Source organism: Pseudoxanthomonas sp. F37 (genome assembly GCF_022965755.1).
GTDB lineage: Bacteria > Pseudomonadota > Gammaproteobacteria > Xanthomonadales > Xanthomonadaceae > Pseudoxanthomonas_A.
Window position 1 is genome coordinate 2,512,050 of the sequence record NZ_CP095187.1, and the last position, 18,190, is coordinate 2,530,239.

The window sequence follows — 18,190 nt, forward strand, 5'->3', positions numbered from 1 at the left end:
CGCGGGCGCATGGGGGCCGGATACGCGCGGGGCCGCATGCGCGGCCCCGACACGGTTTGCTGCAGACGCGGGACTTACGCCTTGACGTGCGCCTTGACGTAGTCGATGGCCTGCTGCACCGAAGTGATCTTCTCGGCTTCCTCGTCCGGAATCTCGCACTCGAACTCTTCTTCCAGCGCCATCACCAGTTCAACGGTGTCCAGCGAGTCGGCGCCGAGGTCATCGACGAACGATGCGCTGGTGGTGACTTCCTCTTCCTTCACGCCGAGTTGTTCGACGACGATTTTCTTGACGCGTTCTTCGATGCTGCTCATGGATTCGCTCCAGACGGAGATGGGTGACTTGTTGGATTCTGCCGACGCCGGGCGAAGGCAAACCGGGGATAGTGTAGTGGAAACCGGGGACGCCGGGCAGGTATCGCCAAACGCCCCCGAATCAACCACTTACAGCTAATTCTTACGGCATGTACATGCCGCCGTTGACGTGCAGGGTCTCGCCGGTGATGTAGCCGGCCGCCGGACCCGCGAGGAAGGCCACCGCGTGGGCGATGTCGGCAGGTTCGCCCAGGCGGCCCAGTGCGATCTGCTCGCCGAGCGCCTTCTTGGTCTCTTCCGGCAGGTCCTTGGTCATGTCGGTGGCGATGAAGCCCGGGGCGACCACGTTGACGGTCACGCCGCGGCTGCCGATTTCCTTGGCCAGCGACTTGGAGAAGGCGATGATGCCGGCCTTGGCCGCGGCGTAGTTCGCCTGGCCCGCGTTGCCGGTCACGCCGATCACCGAGGCGATGTTGATGATGCGGCCCTTGCGCGCCTTCATCATGCCGCGCATCACCGCCTTGGACGTGCGGTAGACGCTGGTGAGGTTGGTGTCGAGGATGGCCTGCCAGTCCTCGTCCTTCATGCGCATCAGCAGGTTGTCGCGGGTGATGCCGGCGTTGTTGACCAGGATGGAGATGGCGCCGAACTCCTTGGCGATGGCGTCGATCAGCGCATCCACCGCGGCGGCGTCGGTCACGTCGAGCTGGCGGCCATGGCCGCCCACGCCCGCCATGCGTTCGCCGATGGCCTGCGCGCCCGACGCCGTGGTCGCGGTACCGATGACGGTTGCGCCCTGTGCCGCCAGTTCGTCGGCGATGGCGGCGCCGATGCCGCGGCTGGCGCCGGTGACCAGCGCGATTTCACCCTGCAGGGGCTTGCTCATGTGATGTCCTCGGAACGGTCCGCGCGGACGCGACGTATCAGGATAAGGGATCGGGTACGGCGAAGGTCAGGCGCGCCACTCGGCCAGCGCGCCCTCGAAGTCGCCCACGGCGCCGATGGCACGCGCATCCAGGCCCTTGTCGATGCGCTTGACCAGCCCCGCGAGCACCTTGCCGGGACCGCATTCGGCGATACGCGTGGCACCGTGGGACGCCAGCACCTGCACGCATTCGGTCCAGCGTACCGGCAGGTACAGCTGGCGCACCAGCGCCTCACGGATCGCATCCACGCCCGCATGCGTCTTCGCATCGACGTTCTGCACCACCGGCAGCGACGGCGCCTGCCAGGACAGGCCCGCCATCACTTCGGCCAGCCGGTTCGCCGCTTCCCGCATCAGGGGCGTATGCGACGGCACGCTGACGGCCAGTTTCACCACCTTGCGGATGCCGCGCTCGGTGAGCAGTGCGATGGCGCGCTCGACCGCTTCGCTGTCGCCACCGATCACGATCTGGCCGGGCGAGTTGTAGTTGGCCGGCACCACCACCTTGCTGTCCGATGCCAGCGCACAGACCTCGGCCACCAGCGCATCGTCGGCACCCAGCACGGCCGCCATGGCGCCCACGCCGGTTGGTGCGGCATCCTGCATCAACTGGCCGCGCAGGCGCACCAGATGCGCACCCTCTTTCAGCGACAGCGCACCCGCGGCGACCAGCGCGGTGTACTCGCCCAGGCTGTGCCCGGCCAGCAGCGCCGGCGCGGGGCCGCCCTGCTGCTGCCATGCACGCCACACGGCGATGCCCGCGGCCAGCAGCGCAGGCTGGGTGTATTCGGTGCGGTTGAGCATTTCCTCGGGGCCGCCCTGCGAGAGCGCCCACAGGTCCACGCCGGCACCGTCGGAGGCTTCGGCGAACGTCTCGCGCACGATCGGATGCAGCTCGGACAGTTCGGCCAGCATGCCGACGGACTGCGAGCCCTGGCCCGGGAACACGAAAGCGAGATGCGTGGAAGTCACTCGGACACCCTGCGTGAAAACAGGCCGCGATGATACGGGCGAACCTGCCGGATTGTCTGTACCGGGGCGTATGCGTTCATGCCTGCGACACGCTGTCGCACGCCATGACGGGCGCCATGCGGACGCGCGATGCGGGTGCTGGAAACGCGAAAGGCGACGCTGCGAAGCGTCGCCTTCCAACGGGCGTGGCTGCGTGCGTGCGGCTCAGTAGCGCAACAGCACCGAGCCCCAGGTGAAGCCGCCGCCGAAGGCCTCCAGCAGCAGCAACTGGCCGCGTTCGACGCGACCGGAGCGGATGGCCGTGTCCAGCGCCAGCGGCACCGAACCGGACGACGTGTTGCCGTGCTTGTCGACGGTCACGATCACCTGGTCCATCGACATGTCCAGGCGCCTGGCCGTGGCTTCGATGATGCGCAGGTTGGCCTGGTGCGGGATCAGCCAGTCCAGGTCGTGCTTGTCCAGGCCGTTGGCTTCGAGCGTCTCGTCGACGACGCCATCCAGCGCCTTCACCGCGTACTTGAAGACGTCGTTGCCCTTCATGTGGATGCGGATGCCGTTGTTCGGCTCGTCCTTGTTGAAGCCGGCCGACACGCCCACCGGGTTCCACAGCAGTTCCTTCTTGCTGCCGTCGGCGTGCAGGTGCGTGCTGAGCACGCCCGTTTCCGTGTCGGCCTTGAGCACCGCGGCGCCGGCGCCGTCGCCGAACAGCACGCAGGTGGTGCGCTCGGTCCAGTCGACGATGCGGCTGAGGGTCTCGGTGCCGATCACCAGCGCGGTCTTCGCATCGCCGCAACGGATGAACTTCTCCGCCACGCTCAGCGCGTAGATGAAGCCGGAGCAGGCGGCGTTGACGTCCATGGCGGCACAGCCGGCCGCACCCAGGCGCGCCTGGATGAGGCAGGCGGTGGACGGGAAGATCAGGTCGGGCGTGGTGGTGCCGACGACGATCAGGTCGATCTCGGAGGCGTCCACGCCCGCGGCTTCGAGCGCGCGCAGCGCGGCCTGGTAGCCCAGATCGCCGGCGGTTTCGCCTTCGGCGGCGATGTGGCGTTCGCGGATGCCGGTACGGGACTGTATCCACTCGTCGCTGGTGTCGACCAGCTTGGACAGGTCCTCGTTGGTCAACACCTTTTCAGGCAGATAGCTGCCCGTTCCGGCGATGCGCGCGTAAATGCGCCCCTTGTTGCCCGGCTCGCTCATGCACGCTCCCATTGCCGGCCCGACTGCGGGCCCAGGTTGTCATCGATCATGCGGAAAGCGCGCCCAGCCCACGGGAGGACGCGCCGCATGGATCAATCTTCCTCGACCACCGAGGTCTTGGTGGCGATGACCTTCTTGCCACGGTAGTAGCCGTCGGCGGTCACGTGGTGACGCAGGTGCGTCTCGCCCGTGGTCGGGTCGGTGGACAGCTGCTTGGCGGTCAGCGCGTCGTGCGAACGACGCTGGCCACGACGGGACGGGGTGACGCGGGATTTCTGCACAGCCATGGGATTGCTCCAGCTCTCGTATCTGTTGGTGAACCTTGCGGTTCGTGTTGCCAGACCGCCGTAGCGGCTAGTTCTTCTTCAGCGAAGCCAGCGCCGCGAACGGGCTGGTCTTCGCCACCTCTTCTTCGTCCGCCGCCCACTCGCGTTCCACCGCGTCGGACGCCGGGTCCACCGCCACCACCGGCACGGCGAGGACCAGTTCGTCCTCCACCAGGTCGGCGGGGCGCAGCATGCCGTCTTCCGGCACCAGCAATGCCTCGTAGTCGGGCGGCAGCGCGGCCTCTTCGTCCTCGCTGCGCACCAGACCCAACCGCTGCGTCAACACCACCGGCAGCACGAAACGCTGCAGGCTGCGCTGGCACACCAACGGCAGGCCGGCCTCGATGTGCAGTTCCAGGTACGGGACCCGCAACCCATCGTGGTCGAATTCCACCGTGTAGCGCACGTCGCCTTCGGTATCGGCCAGAAGGCCCTGCAGGCGCGTCATGGCAGACAACGGCAGGCGGCCTTCGAAGCTGCGCCGGTTCGCGACCATGCGCCACGCATCCAGCAGCTCGGGCGTATTCGCGGACATAAGCCGCTGAATGTTAAGGATCAAACCCGGAACTGTCAAACCACCCCGGCAGCGGAGGATTGGCTTGCCGCCCGCCGCGCCCGCGGGCAGACTCCCCCGCCCGTCCTGCCGGTGCCCCCCCATGCCGTTGATGCTCGCCTCCACCTCCCGCTACCGGCGCGAACTGCTGGAACGGCTGCGCCTGCCGTTCCATATCGCGCGGCCCGAGGTGGACGAGTCGCCCCTGCCCGGTGAGGCCGTCCCGGCCATGGCGGCACGCCTGGCCCGCGCCAAGGCGGAGGCGATCGCCGCGCAGCACCCCGGCACGTGGATCATCGGCTCGGACCAGGCCGCCGAACTGGACGGCGTGCCGCTGGGCAAACCCGGCCACCGCGAGGCCGCACTCACCCAGTTGGGCGCCATGTCCGGTCGCCAGGTCCGCTTCCACACCGCCGTGTGCATGCTTCGGGACGGACGCGCCCTGGAAGCGGCCGACGTCACCACCGTGCGCTTCCGCACGCTGGCCCCGGCCGAGATCGAACGCTACGTGGATGCCGAGCAGCCGTTCGACTGCGCCGGCAGCTTCAAGTCCGAGGGGCTGGGGATCGCGCTGTTCGATGCCATCGAGTCCTCCGACCCGACGGCCCTGGTGGGCCTGCCCCTGATCGCGGTGGCGAAGATGCTGCGCGAAGCAGGCTTCGACCTGCCCTGATCCGCTAGCGCAGCACCACCGGCTGCTCGGCCCACGTCTCCACGCTGCCGTCGCCGCCGGTCACCCGCAGGCCCAGCCAGTGGCGGCCGGCCGGCAGGCCGCTGGCGTCCACCTGCGCATCGAACTGCACGCGCGGCATGCGCGGGTCGCGCGATCGGTCCTTGAGGAACCGCTGCAACCAGGCGTTGTCGGTGAAGTCCGTCGCAGTGGCGACCACCCGGCCATCCAGCAGTACCTCCACCCGGGTCACGCCCACGCCGTCCTTCACCGCCCAGCCGCCCACCCTGAAGCGGCGCGCCACGCCGGCGCCGGCCTGTGGCACATCGATGTGGGCCACCACCGGCGAAATGCAGGCATCGCCCTGGGGAGCAGCGGGCAGCGCGAACAACAGGAAGCGGCGCGCGCCATGGTCGATGTTCACTGCCTGCGGCGGCGGCAAGGGGCCGACCACGGAACACAGTTGCTGGTACCGGGCGAGCAGCGCGCTGAACTTCACGTCCGTCGCGCCTACCACCAGCAGGGTGGGGGCATTCACCCGGCCCTCGTGCTGCAGGCCCCACAGCTGCAGTTGCGGGGCACGGCCGTGCTTGCGGTTGAGCGGGTGGTCGAGCACGGGGATGCGCGCATCCGCAAGCGCGAAACCGAGCTCGGCGCCGGTCTTGAAACTGTCGGCAAGCAGCGCGGTTCCTTCCGGCATGCGCGCCCGCGCCCGTTCCACTTCCACCGCCAGCCGGTCCCAGCCGGCGAAATTCTCGGGGTAGTACTTGCTGCCGGCCGCCTGCAGGCGCAGGCCCGGCACCGACACCACCACGTAATAGCCCAGCATCAGCACCGTGCCGGCGGCAGCCAGGCCCCAGGTCGCCAGCCGCCACTTGCGGGGCCATTCGCGCAACTGCAGCGGCACGACGAGCAGCAACGCCAGGTAGCCCGGCAGCGTCCAGTGGAAACTGACGCGCTCGTTGTCGGCGAAAAAGCCCAGCAGGAAGAAACCCAAGGTGGACACCGCGCCCAGCAGCGCGAAATAGCGCCATTCCGGCCCGGCGCCCCCGCCGCCGCCCGCCCCGCGGATACCGCGCACGCTGACCACCAGCATCGCCCAGAACAGCAGGGGCGTGGCCAGCGCCGCCTGCACCAGCAGGAAGCGCGCGCCATCGCCATGGAAGCGCCACGGATGCCGGTCGAGCAACTGGAAGCGCAGGCCCGCATCGGCGTATTCCAGGTTCCAGGCCAGCAGGGGCGCCCAAGCCAGCAGGCCCGCCGCCAAGGCCACCCAGACCCGCGCATCGCGCAACGCACCGCGCCCCTGCGGCAGGCACAGCAGTGCGATCAGGCCCACGCCGATCACGCCGACGAAACGGTAGTGGCTCAGCGCACCCAGCACCAGGCCCAGCGCCAGTTCGGTGGCCGACATCGCATCGACGCCGCGCAACATGCGTGCACCGGCATCGGCGCACAGCACGGTCGCCAGCGCCATCGGCACGTCGGGCAGCGCCAGCAGGCCCAGCGTGCCCGACAACGGCATCAACACGGTCAGCAGCGCCGCCTGCCAGCCCACGGTGGCGCCGAACCAGTGCGCGGCGCTGCGCGCCACCAGCCAGGGCAGTACCGCCGCGATCAGCAGGAACGGCGCGCGCACCGCGAGCACATGATGTCCGCCCAGCTCCACGCCCAGCCGCGTCAACCACGCGGTCATCCCCGGCAGGTCGGAATACGCCGCCGCCAGGTGCTGGCCCTCCTGCCAGTAGAACGCCTCGTCGACGAACAACGGCAGGCGCGCGGCGATCGCGACCTTGACCACCGTCACGATTGTCCACACGGCAAGGAACCCTCGGCGCGCGCGTTGTTCTTCGTCCATCTCGCTACACTTCTCCCGACCACGATCGGAACCGAGAGCGCGATGTCCGCCATTCCCAGTACCCGCCCTATGCTATCCGAAGGTCTCGCCGAGGCCCTCAAGCGGGCGCAGGCCCAGGTCAATGCGCTGGTGCTGGGCAAGACGCATGAAGTGCGTCTGGCGTTCGTCGCGCTGCTGTCCGATGGCCATCTGCTGATCGAGGATCTGCCCGGACTGGGCAAGACCACGCTGGCGCACGCGCTGGCGGCCACGTTGGGCCTGGGCTTCCAGCGCGTGCAGTTCACCTCGGACCTGCTGCCGGCCGACGTGCTGGGCGTGTCGGTGTACGACGCGCAGGCGCGCGCCTTCACTTTCCATCCCGGGCCGGTCTTCACCAACGTGCTGCTGGCGGATGAGATCAATCGTGCCCCGCCCCGCACCCAGAGCGCCCTGCTGGAAGCGATGGCCGAGCACCAGGTCACCCTGGATGGCGCCACCCATGCGCTGCCGGCGCCGTTCTTCGTGATCGCCACGCAGAATCCGGTGGACCTGTCGGGCACCTACCCCCTGCCCGACTCGCAGCTGGACCGTTTCCTGCTGCGGCTGGCGCTGGGCTACCCCAGCCCGGCATCCGAACGCGAACTGCTGGCGGGCAGCGATCGGCGCGTGCTGATCGCACAGGCCCTGCCGCTGTTGTCCGCCGACGACGTGCTTGCGCTGCGCGCTGCGGTGAACGATGTCCACGCCAGCGATGCGCTGATCGACTACGTGCAGGCCCTGCTGTCGCGCAGCCGGCAGCACCCGGGCGTGCGGGTCGGCCTGTCGCCGCGCGCCGGCATCGCCCTGCTGCGCGCGGCGCGCGCCTATGCGTTGTTGCTGGGACGCAGCCATGTGCTGCCCGACGATGTGCAGGCCCTGTTCGCGGCCGTGGCCGCGCATCGCCTGGTGCCGGAAGCGGAAGCGGCGTCGGCCGCCACGCTGGCCAAGGCCATCCTGCACGCGGTACCGGTGGACTGAGGGTGGCGATGCAGGCATCGGCGGCCCGGTGGCTGGCCCAGTGGGCGCGGCCACGCGCGGTGGAGGTGCTGCCGGTCCGCCTGGACCGTCGCCGGGTCTACGTGCTGCCCACGCGGTTCGGGCTGTTCTACGCTGCCCTCGTTTTCACCATGGCGCTGGGCGCGCTGAACTACAACAACAATCCGGCCCTGCTGCTGGCCCTGCTGCTGGGCGCCACGGCGATGGCCAGCCTGATCTTCGCCCACCTGCAGCTGTCCGGTCTGCGCGTGGACGCCGTGTCGGCCGATCCGGTGTTCGCGGGTGAGCGGCTGCGGGTGCACGTGGCGCTGTCCGCGCGCGATGCGCGCCGACGGAACGGTCTGCGGCTGGATGCGCTGGGCGCCGGCACGTTCGTGCCGCCGCTGCCGCCCGAAGGGAGTGCGGTGGCCGAGTTGTATCTGGATACGCACCAGCGCGGCTGGCACGACATCGGCCGGATGCGGGTATCGACCACACAGCCGCTGGGACTGGCGCGCGCGTGGTCCTGGGTCTGGCCGTCGCCGTTGCTGGTGTATCCGGCGCCCGAAGTCCAGGGACCGCCGCTGCCCGAAGGCGGGCGCACCGGCCAGCATGCCCGCCTGGATCCGGCCGGCGACGATGTCCACCACCTGCGCGGCTATCGACCCGGCGATGCGCCGCGCACGATCGCGTGGAAACCATCGGCCCGCCGGGACACCCTGCTGGTGCGCGAATACGAGCAGCCGGTAGGCATCGAGGTGCTGCTCGCATGGGATGCGCTGGGCGCGCTGCCCTACGAACAGCGCATCCGGCGCCTCGCGCACTGGGTGGAACAGGCCGAGCGGGCAGATCGCCGCTACCGCCTCGCCCTGCCCGGCCAGCCGGCCCTGGGGCCCTCCCAGGGCCCTGCCCACCGTCATCTCTGCCTGCGCGCGCTCGCGCTGATGCCGCATGCCGATGCCGCACGCTGACGCCGCCATCCTTCCTGATCGCGACAGCCGCCTGTGGACGCTGGCCAGTGCCGCGCTGTGCCTGCTGGCGCTGCTGGTGCAACTGCCGACCACGCTCGCCCTCGGCCTGGGTGCGACGGGACTGGTGCTGACCGCTGCATCCTGGCGGCGGCCGCTTCCGGCATTCGTGCGCATCCTGCTGGCGCTGGCGATGCTGGCGGCGGTGCTGTCGGTCACCGGGTTCCGCTTCGGTCGCGACACCGGCTGTGCGCTGCTGGCCGCGATGCTGGCCATCAAGCCCGGCGAGACCCGCAGCCTGCGCGACCACCGCAGCCTGGTGGGCTTTGCCCTGTTCGCGCCCTTCGCGGCATTCCTGCTCGACCAGGGGCCCCTGACCATGGCGCTGGGGGCACTGGGCATCGGCAGCGCCCTGGTCGCCCTGCACCGGCTGGCCGACGTGGAGGCGCACAGCGTGGCCACGGGACCGGACGTGGTGCCCCGCATGGCGCTGGTGGGGCGGCTGGTGCTGATCGGCTTGCCGCTGGTGCTGGCGGCGTTCTGGTTGTTCCCGCGTTTCGCCACCCCGCTGTGGGGCGTGCCCGAACGGGCGCTGTCCAAACCGGGCCTGGGCGAGGACATGTCGCCCGGCGGTTGGCTGGACCTGATGGCGGACGAAGATCCGGCCCTGCGCGCGCAGTTCTTCGGCGCCACACCGCCACCCGAGCAGATGTACTGGCGCGGCCCGGTCATGTGGAACTACGACGGCCGCACCTGGACCCAGGCCCCGTGGCTGCGCGGCCTGCCGCCTGCGCGCGTGCAGCACGGCCAGCGGCAATGGGACTACCAGCTCGAAGTCGAGCCCACCGACCGCCGCCAGTTGGTCGCGCTCGACCTGGCGGTCGAAGCGCCGGAGGGCGCGCACCTGGCCAACGACTACGGCATGACGGTGCGCACGCCGCTCAGCGCGCTGACCCGGTGGCGCATGCGCGCGTCCACGCCGGCAAGCTTCGAAGCCACGTTGCCGCACCTGCTGCGCCAGCAGGCCCTGCAGTTGCCCAACGGATTCGACCCGCGCACGCGCGCCATGGCCGCCCAGTGGCGGCGCGAAGCCGGCGCGGACGATGCGGCGCTGGTCCGGCGCGCCCTGGACTGGATCCGCGCCGAGTTCGCCTACACCCTGGAATCCCCGCTGCCCGGCCGCAACGCGGTCGACGAGTTCCTGTTCGACCGCAAGCAGGGCTATTGCGAACATTTCAGTTCCGCCTTCGTCGTGCTGATGCGCGGGGCGGGCGTGCCGGCACGCGTGGTCACCGGCTACACGGGCGGGGTGTACAACCGCCTGGGCGGCTACTGGGTGGTCCGGCAGATGGACGCCCATGCCTGGGCCGAGGTGTGGTTGTCCGGACGCGGCTGGGTGCGCGTGGACCCGACCGCGGCGGTCGCACCCGAGCGCATCTACGACACGCTGGACGACCGCATCGGCGAGGGAGTGGACGCGGGCCGCCTGACGCTGGAAGGTTTCGGCAGCGTCAGCGACTGGCTGCGCCGCGGCTGGAACGACCTGGTGCTGGGCTTCGATGCGCAGCGGCAGGCGCGCCTGCTGGAGCGGTTGGGCGGCAACGGGCTGGGGTCCCGCGGACTGGCGCTGCTGTTCGGCCTGTTCGCAGTGGCGACCCTGGCCTGGATGGCGTGGTTCCTGGCACGGGGCGAACGCGAGCGCGATCCGCTGCTGCGGGCCTGGCATCGCCTGGATGCCCGCTATGCCCGCCTGGGTCTGGGCCGCGAACCGCATGAAACCGCCGGCGACTGGGCGCGACGCGTGGCGGCGCGCCGTCCACAAGGCGCCAATCTGCTGTTTTCGCTCAGCCGCCGTTTCGCCGCTGCGCGCTACGCTCCGAGCAAGGGGGACCAGCGGGCTCTTATCGAAGACCTGCGCCGGCACCGCCCATAACCGCTGGAGACTGGCCATGAACCTTCGCTTCGCTGTCCTTGCCGCAGCCGCCGCGCTGCTTTCCGCCTGCGCAACGGCCCCCAAGCCGCTGCAGGGCAGCTTCACCCAGGTCAATCCGCGCGACGCGGTGGCCACGCCCCAGGTGGGCGCGCCGGTCCGCTGGGGCGGCCGGATCATCAGCACCACGCCGGGGCCGAACGCGACCTGCTTCCAACTGGTGTCGCGTCCGCTGGGCGCCACGGGCCGGCCGCTTTCGTCCGCACCGGATGCCACCGACGGCCGTTTCATCGCATGCCGGGCCGGCTTCTACGACCCGGCCGTGTTCGCCGAAGGCCGCGAGGTGACCTTCATCGGCAAGATCGAGGGCTACGAAACGGCACGCATCGGCGAATACGACTACCAGTTGCCGCGCGTCGCCGCCGACGTGGTGTACCTGTGGCCGGAAGTGCGTGAAGTGGAAGTGCGCCCCTACCCGTATTACGACCCGTTCTGGGGACCGCGCTGGGGTTACTGGGGCTGGTGGTGACGGGGCAGCCGCGCAGATGGAGAAAAGCCGCTCGATGAGCGGCTTTTTTCATGGGCCCGCATCGCTCAGGCGGACGTCCCGAAGCGCCCCAGCGGTGCGCCGGCCAGCAGGTGCAGGTGGATGTGGAACACGGTCTGGCCCGCATGCTCGCGGCAGTTCATGACGATGCGGTAACCGTCCTGCGCGAAGCCTTCGCGGCGCGCGTACTCGGCCGCCGCCAGCGCCAGCTTGCCGATCAGGTGCGCCTGGTCCTGGCGCAGGTCGTCCAGGGTGGGGATGGCCTCGTTCTTGGGGATGAAGAGCACGTGCACCGGCGCCTGCGGCGCGATGTCCTTGAAGCCCAGCACCTCCTCGTCCTCGTAGACGATGGTGGCGGGGATCTCGCGGCGGATGATCCGGGCGAAGAGGGTGTCGTCGGTCATGGGGTGCTTCCTCGTGCGGGTGCGGTCAGTTCATTTCGCTGCGGCCGCCGAACGCATGCGCCAGCGTGCCGCGGTCCACGTATTCCAGCTCGCCTCCCAACGGCACGCCGTGGGCGAGCCTGCTCGGCCGCACACCCTGCTGGCGCGCGAGTTGCGCCAGATAGTGCGCGGTCGCTTCGCCTTCGACGGTCGGATTGGTGGCGATGATCAGTTCGGTCACCTCGCCCTGGGCCAGGCGTGCGGACAGTGCGTCCAGCCCCAGTTCGCGCGGACCTATGCCGTCCAGCGGCGACAGCCGCCCGTGCAGGACGAAGTAGAGGCCGCGGTAACCGGTCGCCTGTTCGATCGCCAGCCGGTCCGATGGCGACTCCACCACGCACAGCTGATGGCGGTCCCGGCTGCCGCTGGCGCACAGCGCGCAGACCTCGCTCTCGGTGAAGTCGCGGCAATGCGCGCAATGGCCGATATGGTCCAGCGCCTCCGCCAGCACGCCGGCCAGGCGCTTGCCGCCCTCCCGCTCGCGGTCGAGCAGGTGGTAGGCCATGCGCTGTGCGGTCTTCTGCCCGACACCGGGCAGGACGCGCAGCGACTCGATCAATTGTTCGAGGAGTGTGGACACGGGCGTGATTCTGGGCGGCCATGCGAGGGGGCGAACGGGGCAACCGCCACAGCGGTCTGCCATTCGCCCGCCCGTCACCGCACTCAGAACGGCAGCTTCATGCCCGGCGGCATCGGCATGCCGGCCGTGGCCGCGCCCATGCGCGCCTTGGATTCGGCGTCGACCTTGTTGGACGCATCGTTGAAGGCCGCCGCAATCAGGTCTTCCAGCATCTCGGCGTCGGACAGCAGCGAGGGGTCGAGGCGGACCTTGCGGCATTCCTTGGCGCCGGTCAGCGTCACGCTGACCATGCCGCCGCCGGCGTTGCCGGTGACCTCCAGCTTGGCCAGTTCTTCCTGGGCGCGCTGCAGGTTCTCCTGCATCTTCTGCGCCTGCTGCATCAGTTGGGCGATGTTTCCACGCATGTCGTGATCACTCTTCGTAAGGTCGGATGGAATCCGGGACGAGCCGGGCGCCATGCTGCTGCATCAGCTGCCGCACGTCCGGATGGTTCATGAAGGTTTCCTCGGCGACGTTCTGCTGCTCGTCGCGCTGGCGGTGGCTGCGCTGCTTGAGCGTCTCGCCTTCGGCCGCGGCGGCGAAGGCCAGCCGCGGCGCCACGCCATAGCGGCTGGCGATCGCATCGCGCAGTTCGCCCAGGGTGCGCTCGGAGCGGAGATAGTCGAAGCCGCTGTCCAGCGCCAGGGTCAGCGTCCCGTCCGCGTAACCGGCGAAGGCCACATTGTCGACCAGTTGCTTGCCCACGCCCTTCAGGCCGCAGGTCCCGGCGAAATGCAGCCAGGTTTCGGCGTCGGTGATGCCGATGCCGGCCGGCATCGTGGTCGACGCTGCGGGTGCGGGTGCGGGCGCAGGTGTGGGGGGCCCAACCCTCGCCGGCTCGGCGGGCGGCCACGGTGGCATGTCATCGACGGCGACGTGCGCAGGCACGGGACTCTCTTCGCGCGCCATCTGCTGCGGCGGCATGACCGGCTCTGCCGCGACGGCCACCCTGGCCTGCACGGGCGCCGAAGCGCTGGGCGCCGGCGCCACTGGCGCGGATGCCGGCACGGGGCTGGCGGAAGCCGTGCGCGCTTCGCCACGCATCTCGCCGGCCTGGGCCGGACGGAACGCGAGCATCCGCAGCACGCTCATCTCGAAACCGGCGCGTCCACTCGGCGCCAGGTGCAGGTCGCGACGCCCGTTGATCGCCATCTGGTACCAGAGCTGGACCACCTCGGGCCGCAGTTGGCCGGCGAAGGCATCCACGTCGACGCCTTCGGCCTCCACGCTGGCCGACGGCACCAGCTGGCGCACCTGGATGCGGTGCAGCGCTTCGGCCACCGCATCGAGTACGCCGGCCCAGTCGGGCGAGAACTCCGCCAGCCGCGCCACCACCTGCAGCAGGGCCTCGCCATCGCCCTGCACCAGGGCCGCCAGCATGGCGCTGACCTGGGTACGGTCCACCGTGCCCAGCATGGTGCGCACGCCCTCCTCGCGCAGCGCACCGCCGGCGTAGGCGATGGCCTGGTCGAGCAGCGACAGGCCGTCGCGCAGCGAGCCGTCGGCGGCGCGGGCGAGCTGGGCGATGGCGGTCGCATCGGCCTCGATGGCTTCCGCGCCCAGGATCTTCGTCATCTGGCCGCGGATCTGCTCCTCGTCCAGGCGCTTGAGGTTGAACTGCAGGCAGCGCGACAGCACGGTGACCGGCAGCTTCTGCGGGTCGGTGGTGGCGAGCAGGAACTTGACGTGTTCCGGCGGTTCTTCCAGGGTCTTCAGCAGCGCGTTGAACGCCGCCTTCGACAGCATGTGCACTTCGTCGATCAGGTAGACCTTGTACTTGCCGCGCGAGGGCATGTACTGCGCGTTCTCGATGACCTCGCGCACGTCGTCCACGCCGGTGTTCGAGGCGGCGTCGATCTCCAGCAGGTCGATGTAGCGGCCGGCATCGATGTCCAGGCAGGCGGCGCACTGGCCGCAGGGATCGGCGCTGGTGCCCTTCTCGCAGTTCAGCGACTTGGCGAAGATGCGCGCGATGGTGGTCTTGCCCACGCCACGCGTACCCGTGAACAGGAAGGCATGGTGGACGCGGCCGCTGTCCAGCGCATTGGTGAGCGCGCGGACCACGTGTTCCTGGCCGACCAGCTCGGCGAATCGCTTGGGACGCCACTTGCGGGCGAGGACGAGATAGGACATGCCGCCATTGTGCCACGCTGCGCAAGCCCGTCCTCCCGCCGGGACCGCTTGCCGGTCTCGCTTGTGGCGCCCCCCTGCGGGCGCTAGAATTCACGCCCCTGAAAGCGGCCGCAAGCCGCGTTCAGGTCCCGGAGAGGTGTCCGAGTGGTTGAAGGAGCACGCCTGGAAAGTGTGTAAGCGTCTAAACCGCGCTTCGGGGGTTCGAATCCCCCTCTCTCCGCCAGTTTACGCAAACCCCTGACTCGTCAGGGGTTTTTCGTTTCTGGTCCCGACCGGGTGCAGGACACAAATCGGGACACATCTCCCGATGCGCATTCCACATCATCTGGTTCGTTCCTCTTCAGGGCTCTGGTCGTTTCGTCAGCGGGTTCCCGCCGACCTCCAGCACCTCATTGGCCGTCGCCTGCTCAAGCGCACCCTGCGCACGAATGACCTGTCCGAGGCCCGGCTGCGCGCGCTGGTGTTGGCGTCCCGCTATGCTCAAGCCTTCTCAACGCTGAGGGATCGGCGGATGGACAAACTGGGGAAGAAAGAGGCCGATGAGCTGATCGCCAGACTGACGCAGACCGAGGGCCTCAAGGACCTCACGCTACATCGGACACGGGCTCCTGACGGGACGGTCAGCGAGCGCTGGCAGATCGACACGGACGAGGACCTGCGGCTTGACCGCCTGCGGTAGCAACCAGCCCTCTGAAAGCGACGCCCAGCAAGCCATTAATGCAAAGTTCGAAGGGGCGATGGGCAGCGCCGTCCGTGTGCAGGAATACCGTGACTTCGCCTTGAGCGGCTGCCGCCAATCAGAGACGGCGGACGGCGTCGTCTGCGACGTGGGCGGATCCATCGTGCTGGACATCGCCGGAACGTCCCAGGTTCGGCCGTTCACCGAGCCCGTCCGGTTCTCGAAGGCGTCGGGCACCTGGACGGCACACAGGCCCTGATCCGCCCATGACCTACTACGCCCCTACACCCATCGTTTCGGTGATGACCCCACAGGCACGTTTCACACTGTGCTTCTGCGTTGCGGTTCTTCTGACGGGGCCGTTCGGCCTCGTCATCGGCCCCGTGCTCTCACGGCTCCTCCGGAAGCGCGCGGAGCGCCTCCATCCCTTCGCTGCGGCTCAAGCCCAACAACGGAGTGCCGGCCACTTCAACATCTGCCAGATCTGGGCTATCACGGCGTGCGGCCTCATGGGGCTGGTCGGAGCGCTCGTCATGCTGCCTACGGTTCCCTTCGTGATTCTTGGCATGTTCGGCTGACCAACCGCCAGCAACTAACAGCGCCTTAGCTCAGAAATAACTATCTGCATGTAGTCGTCCTTTAGCTTAGGCTCGTGGGCAATGAGCACAGGAGTTCCATTGATGAAGAAGCGCTATTTCTCAGTCGTTCGAGTGGCGGGACTCGTGAGCCTGCTTCTGAGCACCGCTCCGTGCCTTGCTAGCCAGGCCGAGAAGGGGTCTTATGACGGTTCCCTAGAAAGCCCGGTCCTCAAGTGTTACGAGGAATATGCCAAACGCTATAGCGCGACGAATGCCGCACCCGCCGACATTGCCTCGGCTGCGTATGCACATTGCTATGACGCGCTTCTGAGCTACGCCAATAAAATCCGGGCCGACACCGCGTCAAGCCCGGCCATATTCAATGTCGAGGAGCGTGTTACGGCAGCTCGCGCCGAGCTCGAGAAGCGTGCCCACGCTGCCGCCCTTTCTCAGATACTTCGCTCTCGTTTCGATTCAAACTAAGTCTTGCTACTGCTATTTGTCCTGATAACGTGCACGGATCAGATCGAGATACTCCTCGGACGGACCCATCGCCATCTGCATGCGTCTGGCATCCAGATGGGCAATGTCCTCGACCGGCTTCAAGACGATCTTCCCATCCACTCGGTCTGTCTGAGTGCCATACAGTTGCTTCTTTCCCTCGGCGAGCAGCACGCGATCGGTCAGCAACGCAAACTGCTGGCGCGAGAGTTGCCGAGTTTCCATGAGCGGCTTGGCCAGATCCAGAGCCCTTCTCTGAAGCTCAACGTCACTCGCGTGCTGCACCAGCAAGAAAAAGGTTGACACACCGTCACGTCCGACTTGAGCCACGCCAGGGAACCCGTGTTGCTCAAGTATCTCGTGGAGACGGGAAAGGTTGTCGGCGTCAGCCCTTTCTACTGCAGCTCGGAGCTGCTCCTTCTCGGCATCGGTTTTTGCACCGATCAGTGCGTGCCGCGTGCGCTGATCCGACTCAATCATTCTCCCCAGTTCCTGCCGAAGCTCTGCCAGCTGATACCCTGCGAACTCAACTGACAGTCGCGGGAAAGGATTGGCCTCGTCGAGAGATAGACCCTCATCCAATCTGCGCTGAACTCGCTGCAGCTGCGAACTGGCGTCCTCCAGCCCGTAAAAGTCTCGATAGAACCTCAATCCGCTTAGGCTCTTGGGCATGCTAGGAACAATCGCCTTGCCGTCGACATCTTGATGAATCACCGTCCCATACCGTTGACTCTCTCGGTTCTTAATCTGGATTTCGTCAACTAATCGCGCATAAGCGTAGGGATCTATATCAACGCTAACTTGCGGATCCATCGCGCGCAGAACGTCTTCCTGAAACAGAGGATCCAGGCCCGCATCTAGCAATAGTCGACCTATAGCATCCACGGTATCCAAACCAACACTGGCCACCGTCGGCCAACCGTATGTCCTCAACGCAAGCTTGAATTTTTCAATACTCTCAGATGACAGCGGTCGATCTTCTTTCAGAAGCTCAGCATACGCGGAAGCCTCAGCTTCATCATGACTCTTTGCCTTGGAAACCCGGTAATCCTCCGAAGCACCGAAAGCCGCTGAACAGAACAACAAAAGACCTATAGAAAAGAAGATCTGCACCGATCTACCGAACATACTCATACACCCGATATCCTGTTTTCTTGCGTTGCCCACGCATTGTATTCGGCCAAACCCGGGAACCTTCCAGCATCTTCCTCTCCAGCTAGGGCGGCTGCTACATGCGAAACTATAGGGCCGCCCCCATGAAACTCCACAAACAGAAACGCACCGCCAGGATTGAGATCAAGAAAATACCGATCCCCTTTGGCATCAATGCAGAAGTCGCTGCTCGCCATCGTTATTTCGAAGTGCTCCGCTAGCCTTTCCAATTCACGATTCATCTGCGGATCAAAAAACGACTCGAACTTGAGCGTGCCGTCGGTTTGGAAGGGCCGAAAGTCAATGCACTCTTCATGAGGACTCTCAATCTTACACGCGAAGACTTGCTTTCCTACAATCACCGCGCGAACATCCGCAACCTTGTCAATGGCCTGTTGATAGATGGCCGGACATGCAAGGATCTGAGCATCACTCATTTCTTCAAATTGATCCGAAGACAAGGTGTTGGCATATGTCATCAGTTGGGAGCCGTCCTCATGCCTCCATGTGTAAACATCCAACGGTTTGACGACGACGCAACCTTGCTTCTTGACAAACTCACGCACCTCATTGGGGTCGTTGCTGACAAGCGTTTCTGGAAACCTGATTCCCAGCCTTTTGCAAGCTTCGAGCTGCTCCAGCTTGTATTCACCACGAATAGCCGCGGGCTTTCCGTTGAGCCATCGCGTGCCACTATCCGCCATTCGCTCAAGAACGTTATCGACGTATCGGGAGCTTTCCCCGCGGATGTAGTCTCTATCAGAATCCCCGGTCCCCTCAGTGAACTTCCGAACTTGAAACACTCTTCGCAACCATGCGCCCGCGAATT

General features: G+C 67.2%; 21 protein-coding genes, 1 tRNA gene and 1 pseudogene. 10 read left to right on the top strand and 13 right to left on the bottom strand.

Annotated features, from left to right (window positions below):
- Positions 1-74: 74 nt before the first annotated feature.
- From acpP to MUU77_RS11725, 6 genes are all read right to left on the bottom strand, one after another.
- Positions 75-314 (bottom strand): acyl carrier protein, encoded by a 240-nt coding sequence (acpP, locus tag MUU77_RS11700; RefSeq protein ID WP_014161144.1) that lies wholly within the window; start codon positions 312-314, stop codon positions 75-77.
- A gap of 142 nt (positions 315-456) precedes the next feature.
- A complete protein-coding gene (fabG, locus tag MUU77_RS11705; RefSeq protein WP_245086996.1) occupies positions 457-1,200 on the bottom strand; it encodes a 3-oxoacyl-ACP reductase FabG in 744 nt (247 codons plus the stop codon).
- Positions 1,201-1,266: 66 nt separating this feature from the next.
- Entirely contained in the window at positions 1,267-2,211 is a 945-nt protein-coding gene (fabD, locus tag MUU77_RS11710; RefSeq protein ID WP_245086998.1) for an ACP S-malonyltransferase, read from the bottom strand.
- Between the two features lie 204 nt (positions 2,212-2,415).
- On the bottom strand, positions 2,416-3,411 hold the full coding sequence (locus MUU77_RS11715) for a beta-ketoacyl-ACP synthase III (protein ID WP_245087000.1): 996 nt from the start codon (positions 3,409-3,411) through the stop codon (positions 2,416-2,418).
- Between the two features lie 92 nt (positions 3,412-3,503).
- Positions 3,504-3,698 (bottom strand): 50S ribosomal protein L32, encoded by a 195-nt coding sequence (gene rpmF / locus MUU77_RS11720; RefSeq protein ID WP_245087002.1) that lies wholly within the window; start codon positions 3,696-3,698, stop codon positions 3,504-3,506.
- A gap of 67 nt (positions 3,699-3,765) precedes the next feature.
- The gene (locus MUU77_RS11725; protein ID WP_245087004.1) at positions 3,766-4,272 is read right to left on the bottom strand and encodes a YceD family protein; all 507 of its coding nucleotides are present in this window, start codon (positions 4,270-4,272) and stop codon (positions 3,766-3,768) included.
- A gap of 121 nt (positions 4,273-4,393) precedes the next feature.
- Between MUU77_RS11725 and MUU77_RS11730 the strand changes: the two genes are divergently transcribed.
- Positions 4,394-4,963 carry a Maf family nucleotide pyrophosphatase gene (locus MUU77_RS11730; RefSeq protein ID WP_245087006.1) on the top strand — a complete coding sequence of 190 codons (570 nt, stop codon included), beginning with the start codon at positions 4,394-4,396 and terminating at the stop codon, positions 4,961-4,963.
- 4 nt (positions 4,964-4,967) lie between these two features.
- Here MUU77_RS11730 and MUU77_RS11735 read toward each other — a convergent pair whose 3' ends face one another.
- The gene (locus tag MUU77_RS11735) at positions 4,968-6,818 is read right to left on the bottom strand and encodes a glycosyltransferase family 39 protein (protein WP_245087007.1); all 1,851 of its coding nucleotides are present in this window, start codon (positions 6,816-6,818) and stop codon (positions 4,968-4,970) included.
- A 69-nt stretch (positions 6,819-6,887) separates the two neighbouring features.
- On the opposite strand from MUU77_RS11735, the gene MUU77_RS11740 reads away from it, so the two are divergent.
- Genes MUU77_RS11740 through MUU77_RS11755 form a run of 4 tightly spaced genes read left to right on the top strand, consistent with a single transcriptional unit; the run spans position 6,888 to position 11,238 of the window.
- Positions 6,888-7,814: an AAA family ATPase gene (locus tag MUU77_RS11740; protein WP_245087009.1), complete on the top strand. Its 927-nt coding sequence runs from the start codon at positions 6,888-6,890 to the stop codon at positions 7,812-7,814.
- Positions 7,815-7,822: 8 nt separating this feature from the next.
- The gene (locus MUU77_RS11745) at positions 7,823-8,782 is read left to right on the top strand and encodes a DUF58 domain-containing protein (protein ID WP_245087011.1); all 960 of its coding nucleotides are present in this window, start codon (positions 7,823-7,825) and stop codon (positions 8,780-8,782) included.
- Complete coding sequence (locus MUU77_RS11750; RefSeq protein ID WP_245087013.1) at positions 8,769-10,712, top strand: DUF3488 and transglutaminase-like domain-containing protein; 1,944 nt, start codon at positions 8,769-8,771, stop codon at positions 10,710-10,712. Before MUU77_RS11745 ends, MUU77_RS11750 begins: the two co-directional genes overlap by 14 nt.
- A 16-nt stretch (positions 10,713-10,728) precedes the next feature.
- Positions 10,729-11,238 (top strand): Slp family lipoprotein, encoded by a 510-nt coding sequence (locus tag MUU77_RS11755; protein ID WP_245087015.1) that lies wholly within the window; start codon positions 10,729-10,731, stop codon positions 11,236-11,238.
- Positions 11,239-11,303: 65 nt separating this feature from the next.
- On the opposite strand, the gene MUU77_RS11760 is transcribed toward MUU77_RS11755, so the two are convergent.
- The 4 genes from MUU77_RS11760 to dnaX all read right to left on the bottom strand — a co-directional run bounded on the left by MUU77_RS11760 (position 11,304) and on the right by dnaX (position 14,451).
- Complete coding sequence (locus MUU77_RS11760) at positions 11,304-11,660, bottom strand: histidine triad nucleotide-binding protein (protein WP_245087017.1); 357 nt, start codon at positions 11,658-11,660, stop codon at positions 11,304-11,306.
- 25 nt (positions 11,661-11,685) lie between these two features.
- On the bottom strand, positions 11,686-12,279 hold the full coding sequence (gene recR / locus MUU77_RS11765) for a recombination mediator RecR (protein ID WP_245087019.1): 594 nt from the start codon (positions 12,277-12,279) through the stop codon (positions 11,686-11,688).
- An 83-nt stretch (positions 12,280-12,362) separates the two neighbouring features.
- Positions 12,363-12,683: a YbaB/EbfC family nucleoid-associated protein gene (locus MUU77_RS11770; protein WP_245087021.1), complete on the bottom strand. Its 321-nt coding sequence runs from the start codon at positions 12,681-12,683 to the stop codon at positions 12,363-12,365.
- Between the two features lie 7 nt (positions 12,684-12,690).
- Positions 12,691-14,451 carry a DNA polymerase III subunit gamma/tau gene (dnaX, locus tag MUU77_RS11775; RefSeq protein ID WP_245087023.1) on the bottom strand — a complete coding sequence of 587 codons (1,761 nt, stop codon included), beginning with the start codon at positions 14,449-14,451 and terminating at the stop codon, positions 12,691-12,693.
- Positions 14,452-14,581: 130 nt separating this feature from the next.
- Between dnaX and MUU77_RS11780 the strand changes: the two genes are divergently transcribed.
- The 5 genes and pseudogenes from MUU77_RS11780 to MUU77_RS11800 all read left to right on the top strand — a co-directional run bounded on the left by MUU77_RS11780 (position 14,582) and on the right by MUU77_RS11800 (position 16,191).
- Positions 14,582-14,674, top strand: a tRNA-Ser gene (locus tag MUU77_RS11780).
- An 84-nt stretch (positions 14,675-14,758) separates the two neighbouring features.
- A pseudogene (locus MUU77_RS11785) lies at positions 14,759-15,121 on the top strand (DUF6538 domain-containing protein); the annotation flags it as partial.
- Positions 15,114-15,389, top strand: coding sequence for a hypothetical protein (locus tag MUU77_RS11790; RefSeq protein WP_245087027.1), 276 nt, complete (start codon positions 15,114-15,116; stop codon positions 15,387-15,389). The pseudogene MUU77_RS11785 and the gene MUU77_RS11790, both read left to right, overlap by 8 nt.
- A gap of 7 nt (positions 15,390-15,396) precedes the next feature.
- Positions 15,397-15,708: a hypothetical protein gene (locus MUU77_RS11795; protein ID WP_245087029.1), complete on the top strand. Its 312-nt coding sequence runs from the start codon at positions 15,397-15,399 to the stop codon at positions 15,706-15,708.
- A 102-nt stretch (positions 15,709-15,810) separates the two neighbouring features.
- Positions 15,811-16,191 carry a hypothetical protein gene (locus MUU77_RS11800; protein WP_245087031.1) on the top strand — a complete coding sequence of 127 codons (381 nt, stop codon included), beginning with the start codon at positions 15,811-15,813 and terminating at the stop codon, positions 16,189-16,191.
- 12 nt (positions 16,192-16,203) lie between these two features.
- On the opposite strand, the gene MUU77_RS11805 is transcribed toward MUU77_RS11800, so the two are convergent.
- Together MUU77_RS11805 and MUU77_RS11810 are read right to left on the bottom strand one after the other, a co-directional pair.
- Entirely contained in the window at positions 16,204-17,343 is a 1,140-nt protein-coding gene (locus MUU77_RS11805; protein ID WP_245087033.1) for a DUF6624 domain-containing protein, read from the bottom strand.
- On the bottom strand, positions 17,340-18,065 hold the full coding sequence (locus tag MUU77_RS11810) for a hypothetical protein (RefSeq protein WP_245087035.1): 726 nt from the start codon (positions 18,063-18,065) through the stop codon (positions 17,340-17,342). The genes MUU77_RS11805 and MUU77_RS11810 overlap by 4 nt, the downstream gene beginning before the upstream one ends.
- Between the last annotated feature and the right edge of the window lie 125 nt (positions 18,066-18,190).

What these genes read in the sequence shown, in the direction of transcription:
- acpP (WP_014161144.1), bottom strand. Translation starts at nt 314, where the DNA reads ATGAGCAGCATCGAAGAACGCGTCAAGAAAATCGTCGTCGAACAACTC.
- fabG (WP_245086996.1), bottom strand. Translation starts at nt 1,200, where the DNA reads ATGAGCAAGCCCCTGCAGGGTGAAATCGCGCTGGTCACCGGCGCCAGC.
- MUU77_RS11715 (WP_245087000.1), bottom strand. Translation starts at nt 3,411, where the DNA reads ATGAGCGAGCCGGGCAACAAGGGGCGCATTTACGCGCGCATCGCCGGA.
- rpmF (WP_245087002.1), bottom strand. Translation starts at nt 3,698, where the DNA reads ATGGCTGTGCAGAAATCCCGCGTCACCCCGTCCCGTCGTGGCCAGCGT.
- MUU77_RS11725 (WP_245087004.1), bottom strand. Translation starts at nt 4,272, where the DNA reads ATGTCCGCGAATACGCCCGAGCTGCTGGATGCGTGGCGCATGGTCGCG.
- MUU77_RS11730 (WP_245087006.1), top strand. Translation starts at nt 4,394, where the DNA reads ATGCCGTTGATGCTCGCCTCCACCTCCCGCTACCGGCGCGAACTGCTG.
- MUU77_RS11735 (WP_245087007.1), bottom strand. Translation starts at nt 6,818, where the DNA reads ATGGACGAAGAACAACGCGCGCGCCGAGGGTTCCTTGCCGTGTGGACA.
- MUU77_RS11740 (WP_245087009.1), top strand. Translation starts at nt 6,888, where the DNA reads ATGCTATCCGAAGGTCTCGCCGAGGCCCTCAAGCGGGCGCAGGCCCAG.
- MUU77_RS11745 (WP_245087011.1), top strand. Translation starts at nt 7,823, where the DNA reads ATGCAGGCATCGGCGGCCCGGTGGCTGGCCCAGTGGGCGCGGCCACGC.
- MUU77_RS11750 (WP_245087013.1), top strand. Translation starts at nt 8,769, where the DNA reads ATGCCGCACGCTGACGCCGCCATCCTTCCTGATCGCGACAGCCGCCTG.
- MUU77_RS11755 (WP_245087015.1), top strand. Translation starts at nt 10,729, where the DNA reads ATGAACCTTCGCTTCGCTGTCCTTGCCGCAGCCGCCGCGCTGCTTTCC.
- MUU77_RS11760 (WP_245087017.1), bottom strand. Translation starts at nt 11,660, where the DNA reads ATGACCGACGACACCCTCTTCGCCCGGATCATCCGCCGCGAGATCCCC.
- MUU77_RS11770 (WP_245087021.1), bottom strand. Translation starts at nt 12,683, where the DNA reads ATGCGTGGAAACATCGCCCAACTGATGCAGCAGGCGCAGAAGATGCAG.
- dnaX (WP_245087023.1), bottom strand. Translation starts at nt 14,451, where the DNA reads ATGTCCTATCTCGTCCTCGCCCGCAAGTGGCGTCCCAAGCGATTCGCC.
- MUU77_RS11795 (WP_245087029.1), top strand. Translation starts at nt 15,397, where the DNA reads ATGACCTACTACGCCCCTACACCCATCGTTTCGGTGATGACCCCACAG.
- MUU77_RS11800 (WP_245087031.1), top strand. Translation starts at nt 15,811, where the DNA reads ATGAAGAAGCGCTATTTCTCAGTCGTTCGAGTGGCGGGACTCGTGAGC.
- MUU77_RS11805 (WP_245087033.1), bottom strand. Translation starts at nt 17,343, where the DNA reads ATGAGTATGTTCGGTAGATCGGTGCAGATCTTCTTTTCTATAGGTCTT.
- MUU77_RS11810 (WP_245087035.1), bottom strand. Translation starts at nt 18,065, where the DNA reads ATGGCGGATAGTGGCACGCGATGGCTCAACGGAAAGCCCGCGGCTATT.